Raw genomic sequence first — 14,777 nt, forward strand, 5'->3', positions numbered from 1 at the left:
TGGTTAGCTACTGTATCAACCACCCAACCATGCTCCACTCCAATTACTGAGCCTGCTGAAAAAAACTAACCGCGGAGGGCGCGGAGGACGCGGAGAGCTGAAATCTCCAGAGGAAAACTCCGCGCTCTCCGCGGTTAAAAAGGCTTTTTTCAGGAGACTCAATTACTGAACTGATTCCGCGCCCAACAACTGCGTCATTAGTTCCTGGCCTTTGGGCAGCAGGGTGATTTTGGTGTCACCCTTCAAGATATTTTCGATCTCCAGAATATCAAACATAGCCTCGGCCACGTCTGGGTCGGTGGTGATCTGCTTCAGGGCTTCGCCAACAATTTTGGGCCGCATGGCCTGGGCCTGGGCAAACTCAATCGCCGCCCGGCGCTCGGCCGAGTTGGTGATGATGCTCACCCGGTTGGCGCCATCCTGCCGGATGGCCGACGTCACCTGTCGCAAGCGGTTGACCACCTTTTCCTCAATTTGCCGGGTCATGCCCCGATCCCGAAAATGAACCTTGCGGATATACACCGACCCCAACCGGTAGCCCCATTCTTCCGATTTGGGCGATACTTCTGCCCGCACGGTGCGGCTCATGATGTGCCGCGTTTCCAGCATATCCTCCAGGGGCATGTTGCTTAACGTGCGCACGCTGGCATTGCTGACATTGGCCGACAGCGATCCACGCGGATCCGTGTTCTTGAACAAATAAGCCACCGGATCGCTGATTTGCATCTCGTACCATACGCCAATGCCCATCGGCGCGCCTTCCTCCGAGTTAACCGGCAGGCTGCGCAGATATTGTTGGTCCAGGCGCATATCCAAAATACGCCGCGTGCCCAACCAGTTGACCACCAGCGCGCTTGGCCCCATCTTCAGCCACAGCCATTGTAAACCTGGCTCTTGCAGAATAGCGACCACATTGCCAAACAACACGTAAACGTGGCATGTTCCTTCCTGCACAATGGCATACACGCCAAACAGACGCAGCAAAAAGCGCACAATCGGCTCAGCAATAAAAAAGAAGACAAAGAAAAGCGCCGCAGTAGCGATGATCGTGACTATGTTCATTCTTGCACCTCCAAAATGACGTTTTTGGCCTGGGCGTAAAGCGCCAGCCGCACGTTACGCAGATAGGCATCCAGCGCTTCCGGCCCATGGCTTTTAATCGCCCGAAGCTGCTCAGCCATGGCGGAAAGCGGTTCTACCTCTGCCTGGGCGCGTAAGGTCTCGATTTCAACGGCTCGCTTGGACTGCACGATGGTTTGGTCGGCTTGCGCTTTCGCCAGACTGATTTCCGACGACACTTCGTTGTGGGCGGTGTTGATGGCCGCCAGCGCCGATTCGACTTCATGGGGCGGTTCAATGCCGGTGATGAGGGAAGCATCTAGCTCTACGCCATAGCGGGCGGCAGCCGAGGCGCATTCCATTTCCATGTGGTTGTTGATCTCGTTCAGATTCTTGCGCAGATCATTAATGGACACGCCGCTCATTAGGCTGATGTCCACCTCGTCTTCGGCGATTCCTATTGTTTTGGCCTCGAAGCTGGCAATGCGCTGGCGCAATATGGAAATGAAATAGCCCATCACGTGGACGATGGGGGTTTTGACGCCAAACAGATAGGCATACAAATTGCGTTCTGAGGGGCGATACCGAATCTGTCCGTTGAGCGAAATGTTGAGTTGATCTTTGGTGACGGCGTCTAGCTGAGTTCCGGCATGGTTGGCTTCAGGTGTTTCCAGGTCCAGGGCCATGTTAATGGTTTCAGTGGCGACAGAGACTTTGTAGACTTTTTCCCAGGGCCAGCGAAAGTAGGGACCACCAGGCGGGATGACACGCACCAGCGGATAGCTGTAGCGCTCTCGGTCTTTTTCGTTCAGAGATTCGGAAATGGGATCATCGAGGGTAGTGGATTTGCTGAGGCGGACAGCCCGGCCAAATCGGGTTTTAACGGCGCGTTCGTTTTGGTCTACAGTGTAGAATCCGTTGATGACGTAGCGCAGGAAAAACCAGCCGAGGAAGCCGAGCAAGATACCGGGACAAAATGTACTCATATCGTGTCACTCTCCTTTTTGCTGAGTAAATAATCAAATCAGCCTACATCTTATCTTGTTTTGCCATTTCGCCTACCCTTTGTCCGGGTGAGATGTTGGTCTTGTGTGCTGGCTGCCCGCTGTAACTAACTATTAATGGCAAAGGCGTAATGGGCGCAAAGTTTTTCTTTTGTTCTGTACGTTCTTTATGCTCTTTGCGTTTCAATTGATTCTTGACTATTGCAAAATTTGTACAAAATAGTCTTGCCAGATACGTTTAATTATGATAGCTTTTATTCCCACATCCGTACCTCAAACTCTAGAACCGTGAAATAACACGGAGGATAGTTGAATATATCAGGGGAACCGACTTTGCGTGGCTGGGGGAGCCAACGTAGACGGGGCCTCTATCAAACCTGTGAAACGGCATACGGCCGTCTCGCCCTATTCCCATTTGAGGCAGCATGGTTCGTGGCGACACCTTTTTAACAGTTGACGGCGTGAGTTTATACTTTGGTGGCAATGCGGCGTTGTTGGACGTTTCTTTTGCGGTTTGCCAGGGAGAAATTCTGGCGATTATTGGTCCCAACGGGGCCGGCAAAACCTCCATGCTCAACTGTATTAGCGGCTTTTACCGGCCGCAAAATGGGCGCATCCTCTACCGCGACCAGGACCTCACCAAAACCCCTACCCATCAAATCGCTTCCCTGGGCATTGCCCGAACCTTCCAAAACATCGCCTTGTACACCGGTCTGAGTACCCTGGACAACCTGATGGCTGCCCGCCACATCCACATGCGGCAGAGCAGCCTGGCCAGCACCATCTATTGGGGTCGCGCCCAACGCGAAGAAGTGCAACATCGTGCCCGTGTCGAAGAGATCATTGATTTTCTGGAAATTGCCCATATCCGCAAAGCCATCGTTGGGGCGCTGTCTTATGGTTTACGCAAGCGCGTGGAATTGGGCCGCGCCCTGGCGTTGGAACCAGATTTACTGCTGCTGGACGAGCCGATGGCCGGCATGAATGTGGAAGAAAAAGAGGATATGGCCCGGTTTATTCTGGACATTCATGAACGTCAGGGCACAACCATCGTTCTTATTGAACACGACATGGGCTTGGTGATGGACATTTCTGATCGGGTGGTGGTGTTGGATTTCGGCTGCAAAATTGCCGAAGGCGCGCCGGAACAGGTGCGCAGCGATGAAAAAGTGATTCACGCTTATTTGGGACAGGCGTAGGGCGTCAGAAATTGTCAATTGTCAATGGTCAATTGGCAACGGATGGCGCGTTGACGATGATGGATCATTGAACGTCAGCAAATGTCAGTTATGAATGAGTCGCAGACGCTTCCACAACATTTTTTGCAGCAGGTACAGAAGTACGGCTTGGGCAAAATCGCCCTGCGCCAGAAAGAGTTTGGTATCTGGCGCGAGTATAGCTGGCAGGAATCTTATGAGCAGGTGCGCGACTTTGCCCTGGGCTTGATTGTCTTGGGGGTGCAGCGCGGCGATAAGATTTGCACCATTGGTGACAACGACCGCCATTATCTTTGGGGTTATTTGGGCTTGTTGGCGGTGGGCGCGACACAGGTCGGCATTTATACCGACGCCATCCCTGATGAGGTGGCGTACATTGCGGCGCACAGTGATTCTACCTTTGCCCTGGCCAAAGACCAGGAGCAGTGCGACAAACTGTTGGAAATTCGGGGCCAACTGCCGCAGTTGAGGCGGGTGATTTATTGGGATGACCGGGGTTTGTGGAATTATGATGAGCCGTGGCTGGTCTCTTTTAGCGATGTGCAGGCATTGGGACGGCAATTGGCGCAAAGTGAACCGGAGCGGTTTGAGACGGAAGTGCGGTTGGGGAGTGGGGCGGACACGGCCGTTCTCTGTTACACCTCTGGCACGACTGGCCTACCCAAAGGGGCCATGCTCAGCCATGATAACCTGATGACCAGCAGCCAGCTTTTCCAGCAGGTAGACCCTCGCCGCGACACCGATAACCACGTCAGCTTGCTGCCGTTGGGCTGGATTGGTGAACATGCTCTGGGCATTGCCCCGCACTGCTATACCGGCGTTATCCTGAACTTTCCCGAAGAGCCGGAGACGGTGCGCGAGAATGTGCGCGAAATTGCCCCTGAGGGCATTTTATACAATTCGCGGCTCTGGGAATCGCTGGTGGGCATGGTGCAGGTGAACATCAAAGAATCCACCTGGCTGAACCGCCAGTTGTTCGACCTGTTCCTACCTGTCGGCTACGCCTACGCCGACAAAAAACTCAGCCGGGAGCCGGCCGGCCTGGGGCTGAAACTGGCGTACAAAGCGGGCGAAACGGCCGTTTTCGCCCCCTTACGTGACAAACTCGGCCTGTCGCGCATCCGCACCGCCTACACCGCCGGGGCCGCCCTGTCGCCCGACGTAATCCGCTTTTTCCACGCCCTCGGCGTCAACCTGAAGCAAATCTATGGCTCCACCGAAGTGACCGGCGGGCTGACAATGCACCGCGACGGTGATATTAAATTTGCCAGCGTGGGGCAGCCGGTACCGGGTACGGCCGTTCACATCGCCCCCGACACCAGCGAGATTTTGCTTGCCGGTCCGGTCGTCTTTCAGGGCTATTACAAGGACCCGGAGGCCACCGACAAAGCGATCTGGGTGGACGAACAGAATCAGCGCTGGTTCCGCACCGGCGACGCCGGCTACGTGGACGACGACGGCCATCTGATCTACCTCGACCGGGTAAAGGACATGATCACCCTGGCAAACGGCGAACGTTTTTCGCCGCAGTTCATCGAAGGGCGGCTGAAGTTTAATCCGTATATCCGTGACGTGATGGCCGTTGGCGGCCCTACCCGCGACATGGTGACGGCGCTTATTGTCATGGACTTTGGCTACGTGGGCAACTGGGCTGAACGGCGTGGGTTGGGCTATACCACCTTTATTGACCTGTCGCAAAAGCCGGAGGTGTATGCCCTGGTGAGCCAGGCGGTGGCTGAGGTGAATGGGAGCTTGCCGGAAAACGGCCGTGTCCGCCGCTTCGTCCTCATGCACAAAGAATTCGACGCCGACGAAGCCGAAATGACCCGCTCCCGCAAACTGCGCCGCAACGTACTCTACGACAAATACGCCGACATCATCGAAGCCATGTACGCCGGTCAGGAAACAATAGACGTGCGCGCCACCGTCCGTTACCAGGACGGCAGCGAAAGCAGCATGGAAACCTCCATCAAAATTGCATCCCTGAATTAATTTTAGATATCGGATTTCGGATTGCGGAATAAATACCCTCTCCATCCGCAATCCGAAATCCCCCATCCGAAATCATATGAACTGGCAGCTACTTCCTCAATTTGCAATTACCGGCCTGCTGAACGGCGGGCCAATCGCCCTCATTGCCCTGGGCATTGTCCTCATCTTTAAGTCGTCGGAGATTTTCAACTTTGCCCATGGGCAAATGCTGCTCATTGGCGCGATGGCGACCTGGTGGTTCAACTCGCCAGATGGCCTGGGGCTGCCATTGTGGGCGGCTGTTGTGGCAGCGCTGGCTGTTTCCGTGCTGCTGGGGCTGCTCATCGAACGTTTTACCCTGCGTCCCATGACCGGCCAACCACTGCTCTCCATCATCCTGATGACGCTGGCTTTAGGACAGTTTCTACAAGGGCTGACGATTTTGACGTTTGGAACGACCCAGCGCAACTTCCCGGTCATCTTCTCCATCACCAACCCTTACCGCATTACCTTGCCATTTACCTACAACGACAACCCCATCGTCGTTATCCTCAAGCAAAATCTGGTCTGGTCCTTTGTCGTTGCCATGATCTGCGTCACCTTATTGGTTCTCTTTTTCCAATATACCCGCACCGGTCTGGCGATGCGGGCAACGGCCGAAAACCATGAGACGGCGCAAAGCGTGGGCATTCGCATCAACCAGGTATTCGGCCTTTCCTGGGCTATCGCCGGGATGATTGCCGCCGTTGGCGGTATTCTCATCGCTACCGCCAGTGGTCTGGACCTGAGCCTGTCATTTGTGGCGCTGGCTGCTTTCCCGGCCGTGCTGCTGGGCGGTCTGGAATCCATTCCCGGCGCAATCGTTGGCGGCCTGATTGTAGGGCTGGTGCAAGGGCTGGTAGGGCTGCCCAACAACGATTTTGTTCTAGGACCACAGGCAGCCCAGGCCATCCGCAATTCGGCGGAAATAGTGCCTTATGTCTTGTTGTTGATTGTTCTGGTTATCCGTCCAGATGGTTTGTTTGGGCAGAAGCGGATTGAGAGAATCTAGGACACGTATTCGGTAATTATCCGTATTCCGTAGGGCGCAACCTTTGGTAAATGCCAACGGAAAACGGCATACGGGCTTCGGTTTACGGCTGCGCGTTGGCTGGCGAACCAACCATTCAGCCATCTACTTTTATGGAGATACCTTATGGCCGTTTTACGACCTGCCGGTGATTTTGATACCAGTTATACCCACGACATGGCTGTGCTGCGGCAGCGCTGGCATTGGGCGGCGCTCTTCCTACTTTTAGGCGTGTTGTTTGCCTTGCCTTATTTTGCGCCGCAGCCGGCCGTTTCGCTCATTAATCGCATCGGCATTGCCCTTATTGCTGTGCAGGGTTTAAACATTCTCACTGGTTATACCGGCCAGATTTCTTTGGGGCAGGCGGCGTTCATGACAGTGGGTGGCTACATTTCGGCTCTGTTGGTGGAACGGGCAGGTTGGAATTTCTTTCTGGCGCTGCCTATGGCCGGACTCGGCGCCGGTCTGGTCGGCTTGTTGTTTGGACTACCATCGCTGCGGGTGAAAGGCTTTTATCTGGTAATGGCGACGTTGAGCGCTCAGTTTATCATTCCCTGGCTGGCGCGTAACACCTTTCCTGGGCTGCTGGGTGGGGCGCAAGGCATCAATGTGCCGGTTCCTACGCTTTCTTTGCCTGTGCTTGCCGGGTCTTGCTTTTTAGGTACGCGCTATGTTCCTGAGATGGGCAATTGTGTCTATCGGTTTGCCACAGCCAGGGAGTTTTGGCATATCACACTGGTGGTGCTGATCATCAGCACAGTTGTGGCGTTGAACATCTCGCGCAGCCGGTTTGGCCGGGCGTTGATTTCCATCCGTGATAATGACCTGGCGGCCGAACTGTTGGGCGTGAATCTGTTTGCTTACAAACTACGCGCTTTTTTTATTGCCGCCGTGTATGCGGGGGTGGCTGGGGCGCTGCTGGCGCACAACTTACGGCACATCAATTCGCAGACGGTAGGGTTGGTAGATTCGATTTTGTTTATGGGTATGTTGGTGGTGGGAGGATTAGGCAGTAACCTGGGTCCCGTCTTTGGAGCCACCCTGGTGACGCTGCTGGAGGAGTTGTCCACGGTGTTGACGCCGGTGGTAATGGCGCTGCTGCCGACTTCGGCGGCGGGGGTAACGGCCGCGTTACGGCCGTTAATCTTCGGTTTGGCGCTGATGCTCTTTCTCATTTTTGAACCGCGTGGCCTGGCCTACCGTTGGACGCTCATCAAGGCGTCGTGGCGGTTACGGCCGTATGCCCGCTAACAAGCAGTTCAGCCCCGGTAGGCTTGCTGAAAACCGTCGGGTCTGAGCCTGGGTTATCCACAAAGGAGGTGATAAACAGCACACAAAAAACCCTTTTCTCGCTGGCAGCTGTGTCAATCCATCCCGTAAGTGCAAACAAATAGTCCCATAAACAAGAAGGAGATTGAGGAAATGAAGAGAATACGTTGGTCGTTACTGTTTGTGTTATTAGGCGTCTTTCTGCTCGTCGCCTGTGGCAGCCCGGCCGCCGCCCCCACAGAAGTCCCCGCCGCCGCGCCCACCGAAGCCCCCGCCACCGCCCCCACCGAAGCCCCCGCCGCCGCACCAACGGCCGTGCCCACCGAAGAACCCGCCCCTGAACCCGAACTGCGCACCCAAAACCTGGAAGGCGAAACCATCACCTTCTACCATTTCGGTGATTTGTCCGGTCCGTATGCGTCCATCACCGGCCCGCTGGTATTTGGCATGGAAGACGCCGTGAAAGCCATCAATGAAAACGGTGGCATTCGCGGTGCGACGATTGAAGTGGAATTTGCCGACACCGCAGGCAACGTGGATGAAGCCGTTGCCGCCTACGAACGCTTCACCGGCGCTGGCAAAAACGCCATGCTCATGATCACCTATGGCTCTGGCGAGGCCGAGGCTCTGGCCAGCCGCTTTGCCGAAGACAAAATCGTCAACCTATCGGCCGGCCTCAGCGCCCTGGCCTTCTATGGCCCCGAATCCGGCTATACGTTTGGCCTGGGTCCCATCTATACCGACCAGTTTGGCCTTTTCCTCGATTACGTCACGGCCAATTGGGACACAATCAAACCGGCCGGCGCCGGCGATGACGTCAAATTGGCATATCTGAGCTGGCCGGGCGCATTTGGGCAAGGCGCGCTTACTGCCGAAACCCGCGCCTATGCCGACAGCCTGGGCGTGGAAATCGTCGCCGAAGAGACCTACGACCTGTCGCCGACGGCCGATACCACCACTGCCCTCTTGAACGCGCAGGCGGCCGGGGCCAACGTGATCTGGACCAATTCCCTGGCTTTTGGTCCGGCGGCGTTGATGAACGGCCTGGGCGCGTTGGGTTTGCAGGGTGAATTTATCCTGGGCGGCTGCAACTGGGCGATGGACCTGGCGACCTACGCCTTTGTCTCCGATCCCGCCCTGGCTGTTGGTTTTATTTCGCCCTTCCCCTACCTCTGGTGGAACGATGCGGACCATCCGGGCATTCAGTACGCCGAATCGCTTTTCGCGGCCAACGAGCGGCCGGCCGGGGCGCACAACGTCGGCTATCTGCTGCTTATCGCCGGGATAGACATGGCCGTTAAAGCCATTGAAACGGCCATTGATGAAGTCGGTTTCGATAACCTGACCGGTGAAGCCATTTACAACGCCCTGACCACCATGGGTCCCATTGACCCATTGGAGGGTGTGGTGCGGGTAGATTATTCTGATGGCGTGCGTGCGCCGCGTCAGTCACAGCTTCGCCAGATTCAGGGCGGGCCAGACGCCTTTAACGTGCTGCAAGATTGGACAGAAATGCCCGACTTGCGCCCCGAAGAATAAGACCAGCCAATTGAGCGTGGAGATTGATCGAATCTCCACGCTCTTATTTTCATGATGTTAAAAGTCAACAACATTGAAGTTGTCTACAGCGATGTGATTCTTGTGCTGCGCGGCATCTCTTTCCAGGTGGAAGAGGGGCAGATTGTAGCGCTGCTGGGCGCTAATGGCGCGGGCAAAACGACGACGCTTAAGTCTATTTCCGGCTTGCTGCTGCGCGAGAATGGCGCGGTGACACGCGGCGGCATTGAGTTTGGCGAACAGCGCTTGGACAGGCTGCCGGCCGAAGAGATTACACGCCTGGGTATTGCCCAGGTGTTGGAAGGACGACGCCTGTTCCAACATCTGACTGTGGAAGAGAACTTGCTGACCGGCGCGTTGATTCATCCCAATCAACGAACGGAGATTAAACATTCGTTGGAACAGGTGTATGAATATTTTCCGCCGCTGGTGCAGCTTGGGCAGCGCACGGCCGGTTATTTGTCTGGCGGGGAACAGCAAATGGTAGCGATTGGCCGGGCGCTGATGGCCCGGCCGCGGCTGCTGCTGTTGGATGAACCATCGTTGGGCCTGGCCCCGCTGTTGGTGCAGGCGATTTTTGCCATGATCCGCCGCTACAACCAGGAGTCGGGCGTTTCAATTTTGCTGGTGGAGCAAAACGCCAACGTCGCCCTGAATGTGGCCGATTATGCGTATGTGATGGAAAACGGCCGTATCGTCCTGGATGGTTCCGCCGACCAACTGGCGCAAAACGCCGACATCAAAGAGTTTTACCTGGGGCTGACCAGCGTGGGGGAACGCAAAAGCTACCGCGACGTGAAACATTACAAACGGCGTAAACGCTGGTTGGGATGAGGTTGGTCAGTAATCGTCTAAGAATCACTTCCTGTTTTTTAGATTGGACCAATCTCCAAGATTGGTCCAATCTGGGCCATGTAATTTCTAGATGATCACTTAGTTGGTTGGCTGAATCTGATCCAACTAACCAACCACCCAACCGCCTGCCGCCAATCTATTCCTTCACATCCACTGGCACTTCGTCCCGCATCCCCAGGTGAATGGCATAAGCGTTTTTGACGGCCGACAGCAGCGCGCCCTCAATCCAGCGACGATTGCGGCGGTCGCAGGCGTCGTTGGCAAACCAGACGCGGTTAACCGGGCGGACGATGTGGTCGTAAAAACGGCCGCTGGTCTCATACGGCCGAAACAGCGGGCCGATTCCCCCGGCGTAAGGGTCCAGCGCCCAATCGTGGGAGATGCCAAACTCAAATGTTGCCCGCGCCTCTGGATGAATTTTGCATAGATCTTGCAGCGCCTGTTTGATGCGCTGTTCTTCGCTCAACATGCTGTAAGCCATGCTGTCCTGCCCCCAACCATACGACGCGATCAGCACACCCCGGTTAAAACGCTCATCCTGACCGGCCGGCGTATAGACCACGTTGCGGATCGCCAGGTCGGTCACGGTGACGCCGTGCGAAATCTGGTATTTGGTTTGCCACCAGCGCTCGCTGAACTGCATGAAGATTTTGTGAGCGCGGTCATAATAGACATTGCGGATAGTGTACCACTTGTTGGGGTCCAACCCGGTGATTTCCATATGGCGCAGCAGGGTGAAAGGGATTGTCAGAATACATTCGTCGCCGCGCACGCTTTGGGAATAGCCGGTGCGGTCATGGAAGTGGACGGTGACGCCCGTTTCGTCTTGCTCGATGGCGTGGACTTCCGCGCCCAGGCGGATGGTGGGCATGAGATAGGGCGCAAAGGCGTAAGGCAAAGCATCTGCCCCATCTTCGATGAATACCAGGTCACCAAAAACATTTTCGTAGTAATGGGCAAACCATTCCACCAGTGAAAAGTGGAAGCGCCCTTCCAAATTTAGCAAGGGGCCGATCATCGCCAGGGCGGCGTCGCTGAGGTTGCTCTGGCGCAGGTAGTTTAAGAGGGAAAGCGCGTCGTACTCGTTGACCAGCCGCTGCCAGCCGTCCGGCCCGGCCATCAGGTCGAAGAGGGGCTGCATGGCGGTCCGCAGCAGTTCGTCGGGCAGTTTGCCCTTTTCGTGGTCTGGCAGGTTAAAATCAACTATATCGGGGTGAAACTGGCTGCGGCGCAGACTGACGCCGTTGACGTGGATGAAGGTGTCTTCGTCGTACATGGGAAACGGCCGTGTTGCCAACCGAAACCGTTCTTGAATCAGGTGCTGCGCCAGCCGGTGCTGCCGCGGAAAGCGCATCGCCCCAAATTCGCCATACAACTTATCGGGAAAGCCGTGATAGGTATAGACCCGGCCGCCCAGCCGATTTTGCGCCTCCAAAATGGTGACGGTATGGCCGGCTTCTTGCAGCAGCAGTGCGGCCGTTAACCCGGCCATGCCCGCACCCACCACAATGACATGGCGCGGCGGCGCGCCGGTGGTCGGCAGGCCATGTTTTAAGGTTTCCAGACAATCAATTGTTTGCATATGGGGTCTCCTTTTGGGGAATTGGTGAGCTTTTTACCTGGGGCAGGATAGCACAGCGGGATTTAAGCTGTCAACCAGCCAGATCAAGGCTGTCTGGCGCTGCGACCAATGAGCCAGGACTTGCCCCGGTGTTAACAGGAACGTAACAATTAGTTAACCTGTTGTTGACACGTTTTTGTCAAGGTGGGGTATAGTAACGGCCGTTAACCTTAACTTAAATTCTATGTTTGTAGGAGAAGAACTATGTCCAAACAACTATTGTCCGTTTTGGGCCGTTTGGCCCTGCTGTCGGCGCTGTTGGCGATTATGGTCGCCTGCTCCGGCAGCCAGACCAGCGAACCGGCTGCCCAGGCAACCACTCAAACGACCGCTCCCGTCGCCGAAGACGCCCTGGCCGCCCTCATCACAGCTGCCCAGGCAGAAGGCACCCTGACCACCATCGCTCTACCCCATGATTGGTGCAACTATGGCGAGATGATTAGTTCCTTCAGCGAAAAGTATGGCATCGCCATCAACGAACTGGACCCCAACGCCGGATCGGGTGATGAACTGGAAGCCATTCGCGCCAACAAAAACAACACCGGCCCCCAGGCTCCAGACGTGATTGACGTAGGCTTTGCCTTTGGTCCGCAAGCCCAGGCCGAAGGCTTGATCCAGCCCTACAAGGTCGCCACCTGGGACACCATTCCCGCCGATCTCAAAGACCCGGATGGCTATTGGTATGGCGACTATTACGGCGTCCTGGCCTTCCAGGTAAACACAGACGTAGTATCTGAACTGCCCCAAGATTGGGACGATTTGCTGAAGCCGGAATATAAAGGCCAGGTAGCCCTGGCCGGCGATCCCCGCACATCTAACCAGGCCATCTTGTCCGTTTATGCGGCTGCGCTGGCGAATGGGGGGTCTCTCGACGATGCCGCGCCGGGGCTGGCCTTCTTTGGCGATCTGAATCAGGCGGGCAACTTTGTGCCGGTGATCGCTAAACAGGGAACTCTGGCTACCGGCGAAACGCCCATCGTTATCCGTTGGGATTACCTGGTTCTGACAGACAAGGACGCTTTTGGCGACAACCCGAACACGGAAATCGTTGTCCCGGCCAGTGGCGTTATGGGCGGCGTTTACGTACAGGCCATCAGCGCCTACGCGCCCCATCCCAACGCGGCTAAATTGTGGATGGAATACCTCTATTCTGATGAAGGGCAGTTGATTTGGTTGGAAGGCTACTGCCACCCCATCCGCTACAACGACCTGGTCGCCCGCAATGTAATCCCACAGGATATAGCCGACCGTCTGCCTTCGGCGGAACTGTACGCCCAGGCGGTTTTCCCCACCATCGCCCAGCTCGACACGGCTAAAACTTTGATCACCGAACAGTGGGACAGCGTGGTAAACGTCAACGTAACCGAGTAAAATCACATCCTGGATAAACCTGGATGTGCGACGCATTTTCTGTAGTGCGTCGCACATCCATCTTCATTACAGGCTATTGTGCATGGCAACAACAGCAGTTGAAGGAAACCAAATGAACCGCCCTGCGGCCGTTCAGTCTCTCTGGACGTGGCTGGGGGTGGTTCCGTTTTTTCTGTTTGCCCTGGCTTTTTTGTTTGCCCCGACAACATCGCTGTTTGTGGGGGCATTCCAGAATACGCAGGGTAATTTCACCCTGGACAACGTGCGGGCGTTGGGGCAGCCGTTCATTTTGCGGGCTTATTGGGTGACGATTCAGATTAGCGCGGTAACGGCCGTTTTTGGCGGCCTCTTTGGCTTCTTGCTGGCTTACGCCACCGTCTTGGGCGGCCTGCCCCGCTGGACGCGCACCGCGCTGCTTACCTTCTCTGGCGTGGCCTCCAACTTTGCCGGTGTGCCCCTGGCCTTTGCCTTCATCGCTACCCTGGGGCGGGTTGGTCTGGTGACCACGCTGTTTAAGCAGTGGTTTGGCTTCAACATTTACGACCAGGGCTTCAATTTATACAGTTTTGTCGGCCTCAGCCTGACGTATCTTTATTTCCAATTCCCCCTGATGGTTCTCATCATCTCGCCGGCGTTGGAGGGATTAAAGCGCGAATGGCGCGAAGCGGCCGAAAACCTGGGGGCGTCTAACTGGCAATATTGGCGGCATGTGGCCCTGCCGGTGCTGCTGCCCTCTCTGCTGGGGACCATGATTTTGCTCTTCGGCAACGCCTTTGGCGCTTATGCCACCGCCTATGCCCTCACCGGCGGCTCGCTCAACCTGGTTCCTATTCTCATCGGCGCGCAAATTCGCGGCGATGTGCTGCATAATCCCGGTCTGGGGTATGCGCTGGCCCTGGGCATGGTGGTGATTATGGCCGTATCTATCGCCCTGTACTCGCTGTTACAGCGGCGCACGGCAAGGTGGCTGGCATGACAAGACGGGCGCGGCTCTGGTCCTGGTTCTGGTTTGCCCTGGGGGTTCTCTATTTTTTGCTGCCCCTCTACGCTACCCTGGTGTTTTCTCTAAAAGCGCGCCGCGGCGTCCTGAGTCTGTTGGCTTATGAAAATGTCTTGGGCGACCCCCGCTTTGTGCGCACTTTCACCTTTTCGTTGGAAATGGCGTTCATCAGCATTATTGTCAGCATTTTGCTGATTGTGCCGACGGCCTATTGGGTCCATTTGCGCCTGCCCCGGCTGCGACCGGTGGTGGAATTAGTCACCCTGATGCCCTTTGTTATTCCGGCGGTGGTGCTGGTCTTTGGGCTGATTCGCACCTACAGCCGCGGGCCGTTTGCGTTGGTAACTAGCCCGGTGCTGTTGGTGGCCGGGTATGTGGTATTGTCGCTGCCCTATATGTACCGGGCGGTAGATACCGGCCTGCGCAGCATGGACGTGCGCAGCCTGACAGAGGCGGCGCAAAGCCTGGGCGCAGGCTGGCCGACGATTTTGTTCCGCATTATTTTGCCCAATTTGCGGGCGGCGCTGTTGAGCGGCGCGTTTTTGACGGTGGCGATTGTCATTGGCGAGTTTACGCTGGCGTCGCTGCTTTCCTGGCCCGCCTTTGGCCCCTATATGGCGCTGCTGGGGCAAGACCGGGCTTATGAACCGGCGGCCCTGGCGATTATGAGCTTTTCTCTGACATGGGTAGCGATGGGGCTGATTTATTTATTGGGGCGCGGCCGTCAGGCGGGCAGCCAGTTGGCCGGCACACATTAAGAGGATTTAGACCTGGCAGGTTTGCC

General features: G+C 56.1%; 12 protein-coding genes. 9 read left to right on the forward strand and 3 right to left on the reverse strand.

The features are described 5' to 3' along the window. Positions 1–162: 162 nt before the first annotated feature. Both IPM39_08325 and IPM39_08330 read right to left on the reverse strand, forming a co-directional pair. Positions 163–1,062 carry an SPFH/Band 7/PHB domain protein gene (locus IPM39_08325; GenBank protein MBK8986073.1) on the reverse strand — a complete coding sequence of 300 codons (900 nt, stop codon included), beginning with the start codon at positions 1,060–1,062 and terminating at the stop codon, positions 163–165. Then, on the reverse strand, positions 1,059–2,045 hold the full coding sequence (locus tag IPM39_08330) for an SPFH domain-containing protein (GenBank protein MBK8986074.1): 987 nt from the start codon (positions 2,043–2,045) through the stop codon (positions 1,059–1,061). Before IPM39_08330 ends, IPM39_08325 begins: the two co-directional genes overlap by 4 nt. A gap of 443 nt (positions 2,046–2,488) precedes the next feature. On the opposite strand from IPM39_08330, the gene IPM39_08335 reads away from it, so the two are divergent. The 6 genes from IPM39_08335 to IPM39_08360 all read left to right on the forward strand — a co-directional run bounded on the left by IPM39_08335 (position 2,489) and on the right by IPM39_08360 (position 9,980). Then, complete coding sequence (locus tag IPM39_08335; GenBank protein MBK8986075.1) at positions 2,489–3,262, forward strand: ABC transporter ATP-binding protein; 774 nt, start codon at positions 2,489–2,491, stop codon at positions 3,260–3,262. A gap of 81 nt (positions 3,263–3,343) precedes the next feature. After that, the gene (locus tag IPM39_08340; protein MBK8986076.1) at positions 3,344–5,272 is read left to right on the forward strand and encodes an AMP-binding protein; all 1,929 of its coding nucleotides are present in this window, start codon (positions 3,344–3,346) and stop codon (positions 5,270–5,272) included. Positions 5,273–5,348: 76 nt separating this feature from the next. Next, complete coding sequence (locus tag IPM39_08345; GenBank protein ID MBK8986077.1) at positions 5,349–6,302, forward strand: branched-chain amino acid ABC transporter permease; 954 nt, start codon at positions 5,349–5,351, stop codon at positions 6,300–6,302. A 144-nt stretch (positions 6,303–6,446) separates the two neighbouring features. Further along, the gene (locus IPM39_08350; GenBank protein MBK8986078.1) at positions 6,447–7,571 is read left to right on the forward strand and encodes a branched-chain amino acid ABC transporter permease; all 1,125 of its coding nucleotides are present in this window, start codon (positions 6,447–6,449) and stop codon (positions 7,569–7,571) included. Between the two features lie 171 nt (positions 7,572–7,742). Next, entirely contained in the window at positions 7,743–9,128 is a 1,386-nt protein-coding gene (locus IPM39_08355; protein MBK8986079.1) for an ABC transporter substrate-binding protein, read from the forward strand. 54 nt (positions 9,129–9,182) lie between these two features. Further along, complete coding sequence (locus IPM39_08360) at positions 9,183–9,980, forward strand: ABC transporter ATP-binding protein (protein ID MBK8986080.1); 798 nt, start codon at positions 9,183–9,185, stop codon at positions 9,978–9,980. Positions 9,981–10,137: 157 nt separating this feature from the next. Here IPM39_08360 and IPM39_08365 read toward each other — a convergent pair whose 3' ends face one another. Continuing rightward, complete coding sequence (locus IPM39_08365; protein MBK8986081.1) at positions 10,138–11,583, reverse strand: FAD-dependent oxidoreductase; 1,446 nt, start codon at positions 11,581–11,583, stop codon at positions 10,138–10,140. A gap of 306 nt (positions 11,584–11,889) precedes the next feature. Between IPM39_08365 and IPM39_08370 the strand changes: the two genes are divergently transcribed. The 3 genes from IPM39_08370 (at position 11,890) to IPM39_08380 (ending at position 14,751) form a co-directional block, all read left to right on the forward strand. Then, positions 11,890–12,993, forward strand: a complete 1,104-nt coding sequence (locus IPM39_08370; protein MBK8986082.1) for an extracellular solute-binding protein — start codon at positions 11,890–11,892, stop codon at positions 12,991–12,993. A gap of 82 nt (positions 12,994–13,075) precedes the next feature. Continuing rightward, positions 13,076–13,969, forward strand: a complete 894-nt coding sequence (locus tag IPM39_08375) for an ABC transporter permease subunit (protein ID MBK8986083.1) — start codon at positions 13,076–13,078, stop codon at positions 13,967–13,969. Further along, positions 13,966–14,751: an ABC transporter permease subunit gene (locus IPM39_08380; protein ID MBK8986084.1), complete on the forward strand. Its 786-nt coding sequence runs from the start codon at positions 13,966–13,968 to the stop codon at positions 14,749–14,751. The genes IPM39_08375 and IPM39_08380 overlap by 4 nt, the downstream gene beginning before the upstream one ends. Positions 14,752–14,777 lie beyond the last annotated feature (26 nt).

It is taken from the genome of Candidatus Leptovillus gracilis, from assembly GCA_016716065.1.
Classification (GTDB): Bacteria; Chloroflexota; Anaerolineae; order Promineifilales; family Promineifilaceae; genus Leptovillus; species Leptovillus gracilis.

What these genes read in the sequence shown, in the direction of transcription:
- IPM39_08335 (MBK8986075.1), top strand. Translation starts at nt 2,489, where the DNA reads ATGGTTCGTGGCGACACCTTTTTAACAGTTGACGGCGTGAGTTTATAC.
- IPM39_08380 (MBK8986084.1), top strand. Translation starts at nt 13,966, where the DNA reads ATGACAAGACGGGCGCGGCTCTGGTCCTGGTTCTGGTTTGCCCTGGGG.
- IPM39_08325 (MBK8986073.1), bottom strand. Translation starts at nt 1,062, where the DNA reads ATGAACATAGTCACGATCATCGCTACTGCGGCGCTTTTCTTTGTCTTC.
- IPM39_08355 (MBK8986079.1), top strand. Translation starts at nt 7,743, where the DNA reads ATGAAGAGAATACGTTGGTCGTTACTGTTTGTGTTATTAGGCGTCTTT.
- IPM39_08375 (MBK8986083.1), top strand. Translation starts at nt 13,076, where the DNA reads ATGGCAACAACAGCAGTTGAAGGAAACCAAATGAACCGCCCTGCGGCC.
- IPM39_08370 (MBK8986082.1), top strand. Translation starts at nt 11,890, where the DNA reads ATGGTCGCCTGCTCCGGCAGCCAGACCAGCGAACCGGCTGCCCAGGCA.
- IPM39_08340 (MBK8986076.1), top strand. Translation starts at nt 3,344, where the DNA reads ATGTCAGTTATGAATGAGTCGCAGACGCTTCCACAACATTTTTTGCAG.
- IPM39_08365 (MBK8986081.1), bottom strand. Translation starts at nt 11,583, where the DNA reads ATGCAAACAATTGATTGTCTGGAAACCTTAAAACATGGCCTGCCGACC.
- IPM39_08345 (MBK8986077.1), top strand. Translation starts at nt 5,349, where the DNA reads ATGAACTGGCAGCTACTTCCTCAATTTGCAATTACCGGCCTGCTGAAC.
- IPM39_08330 (MBK8986074.1), bottom strand. Translation starts at nt 2,045, where the DNA reads ATGAGTACATTTTGTCCCGGTATCTTGCTCGGCTTCCTCGGCTGGTTT.
- IPM39_08350 (MBK8986078.1), top strand. Translation starts at nt 6,447, where the DNA reads ATGGCCGTTTTACGACCTGCCGGTGATTTTGATACCAGTTATACCCAC.
- IPM39_08360 (MBK8986080.1), top strand. Translation starts at nt 9,183, where the DNA reads ATGTTAAAAGTCAACAACATTGAAGTTGTCTACAGCGATGTGATTCTT.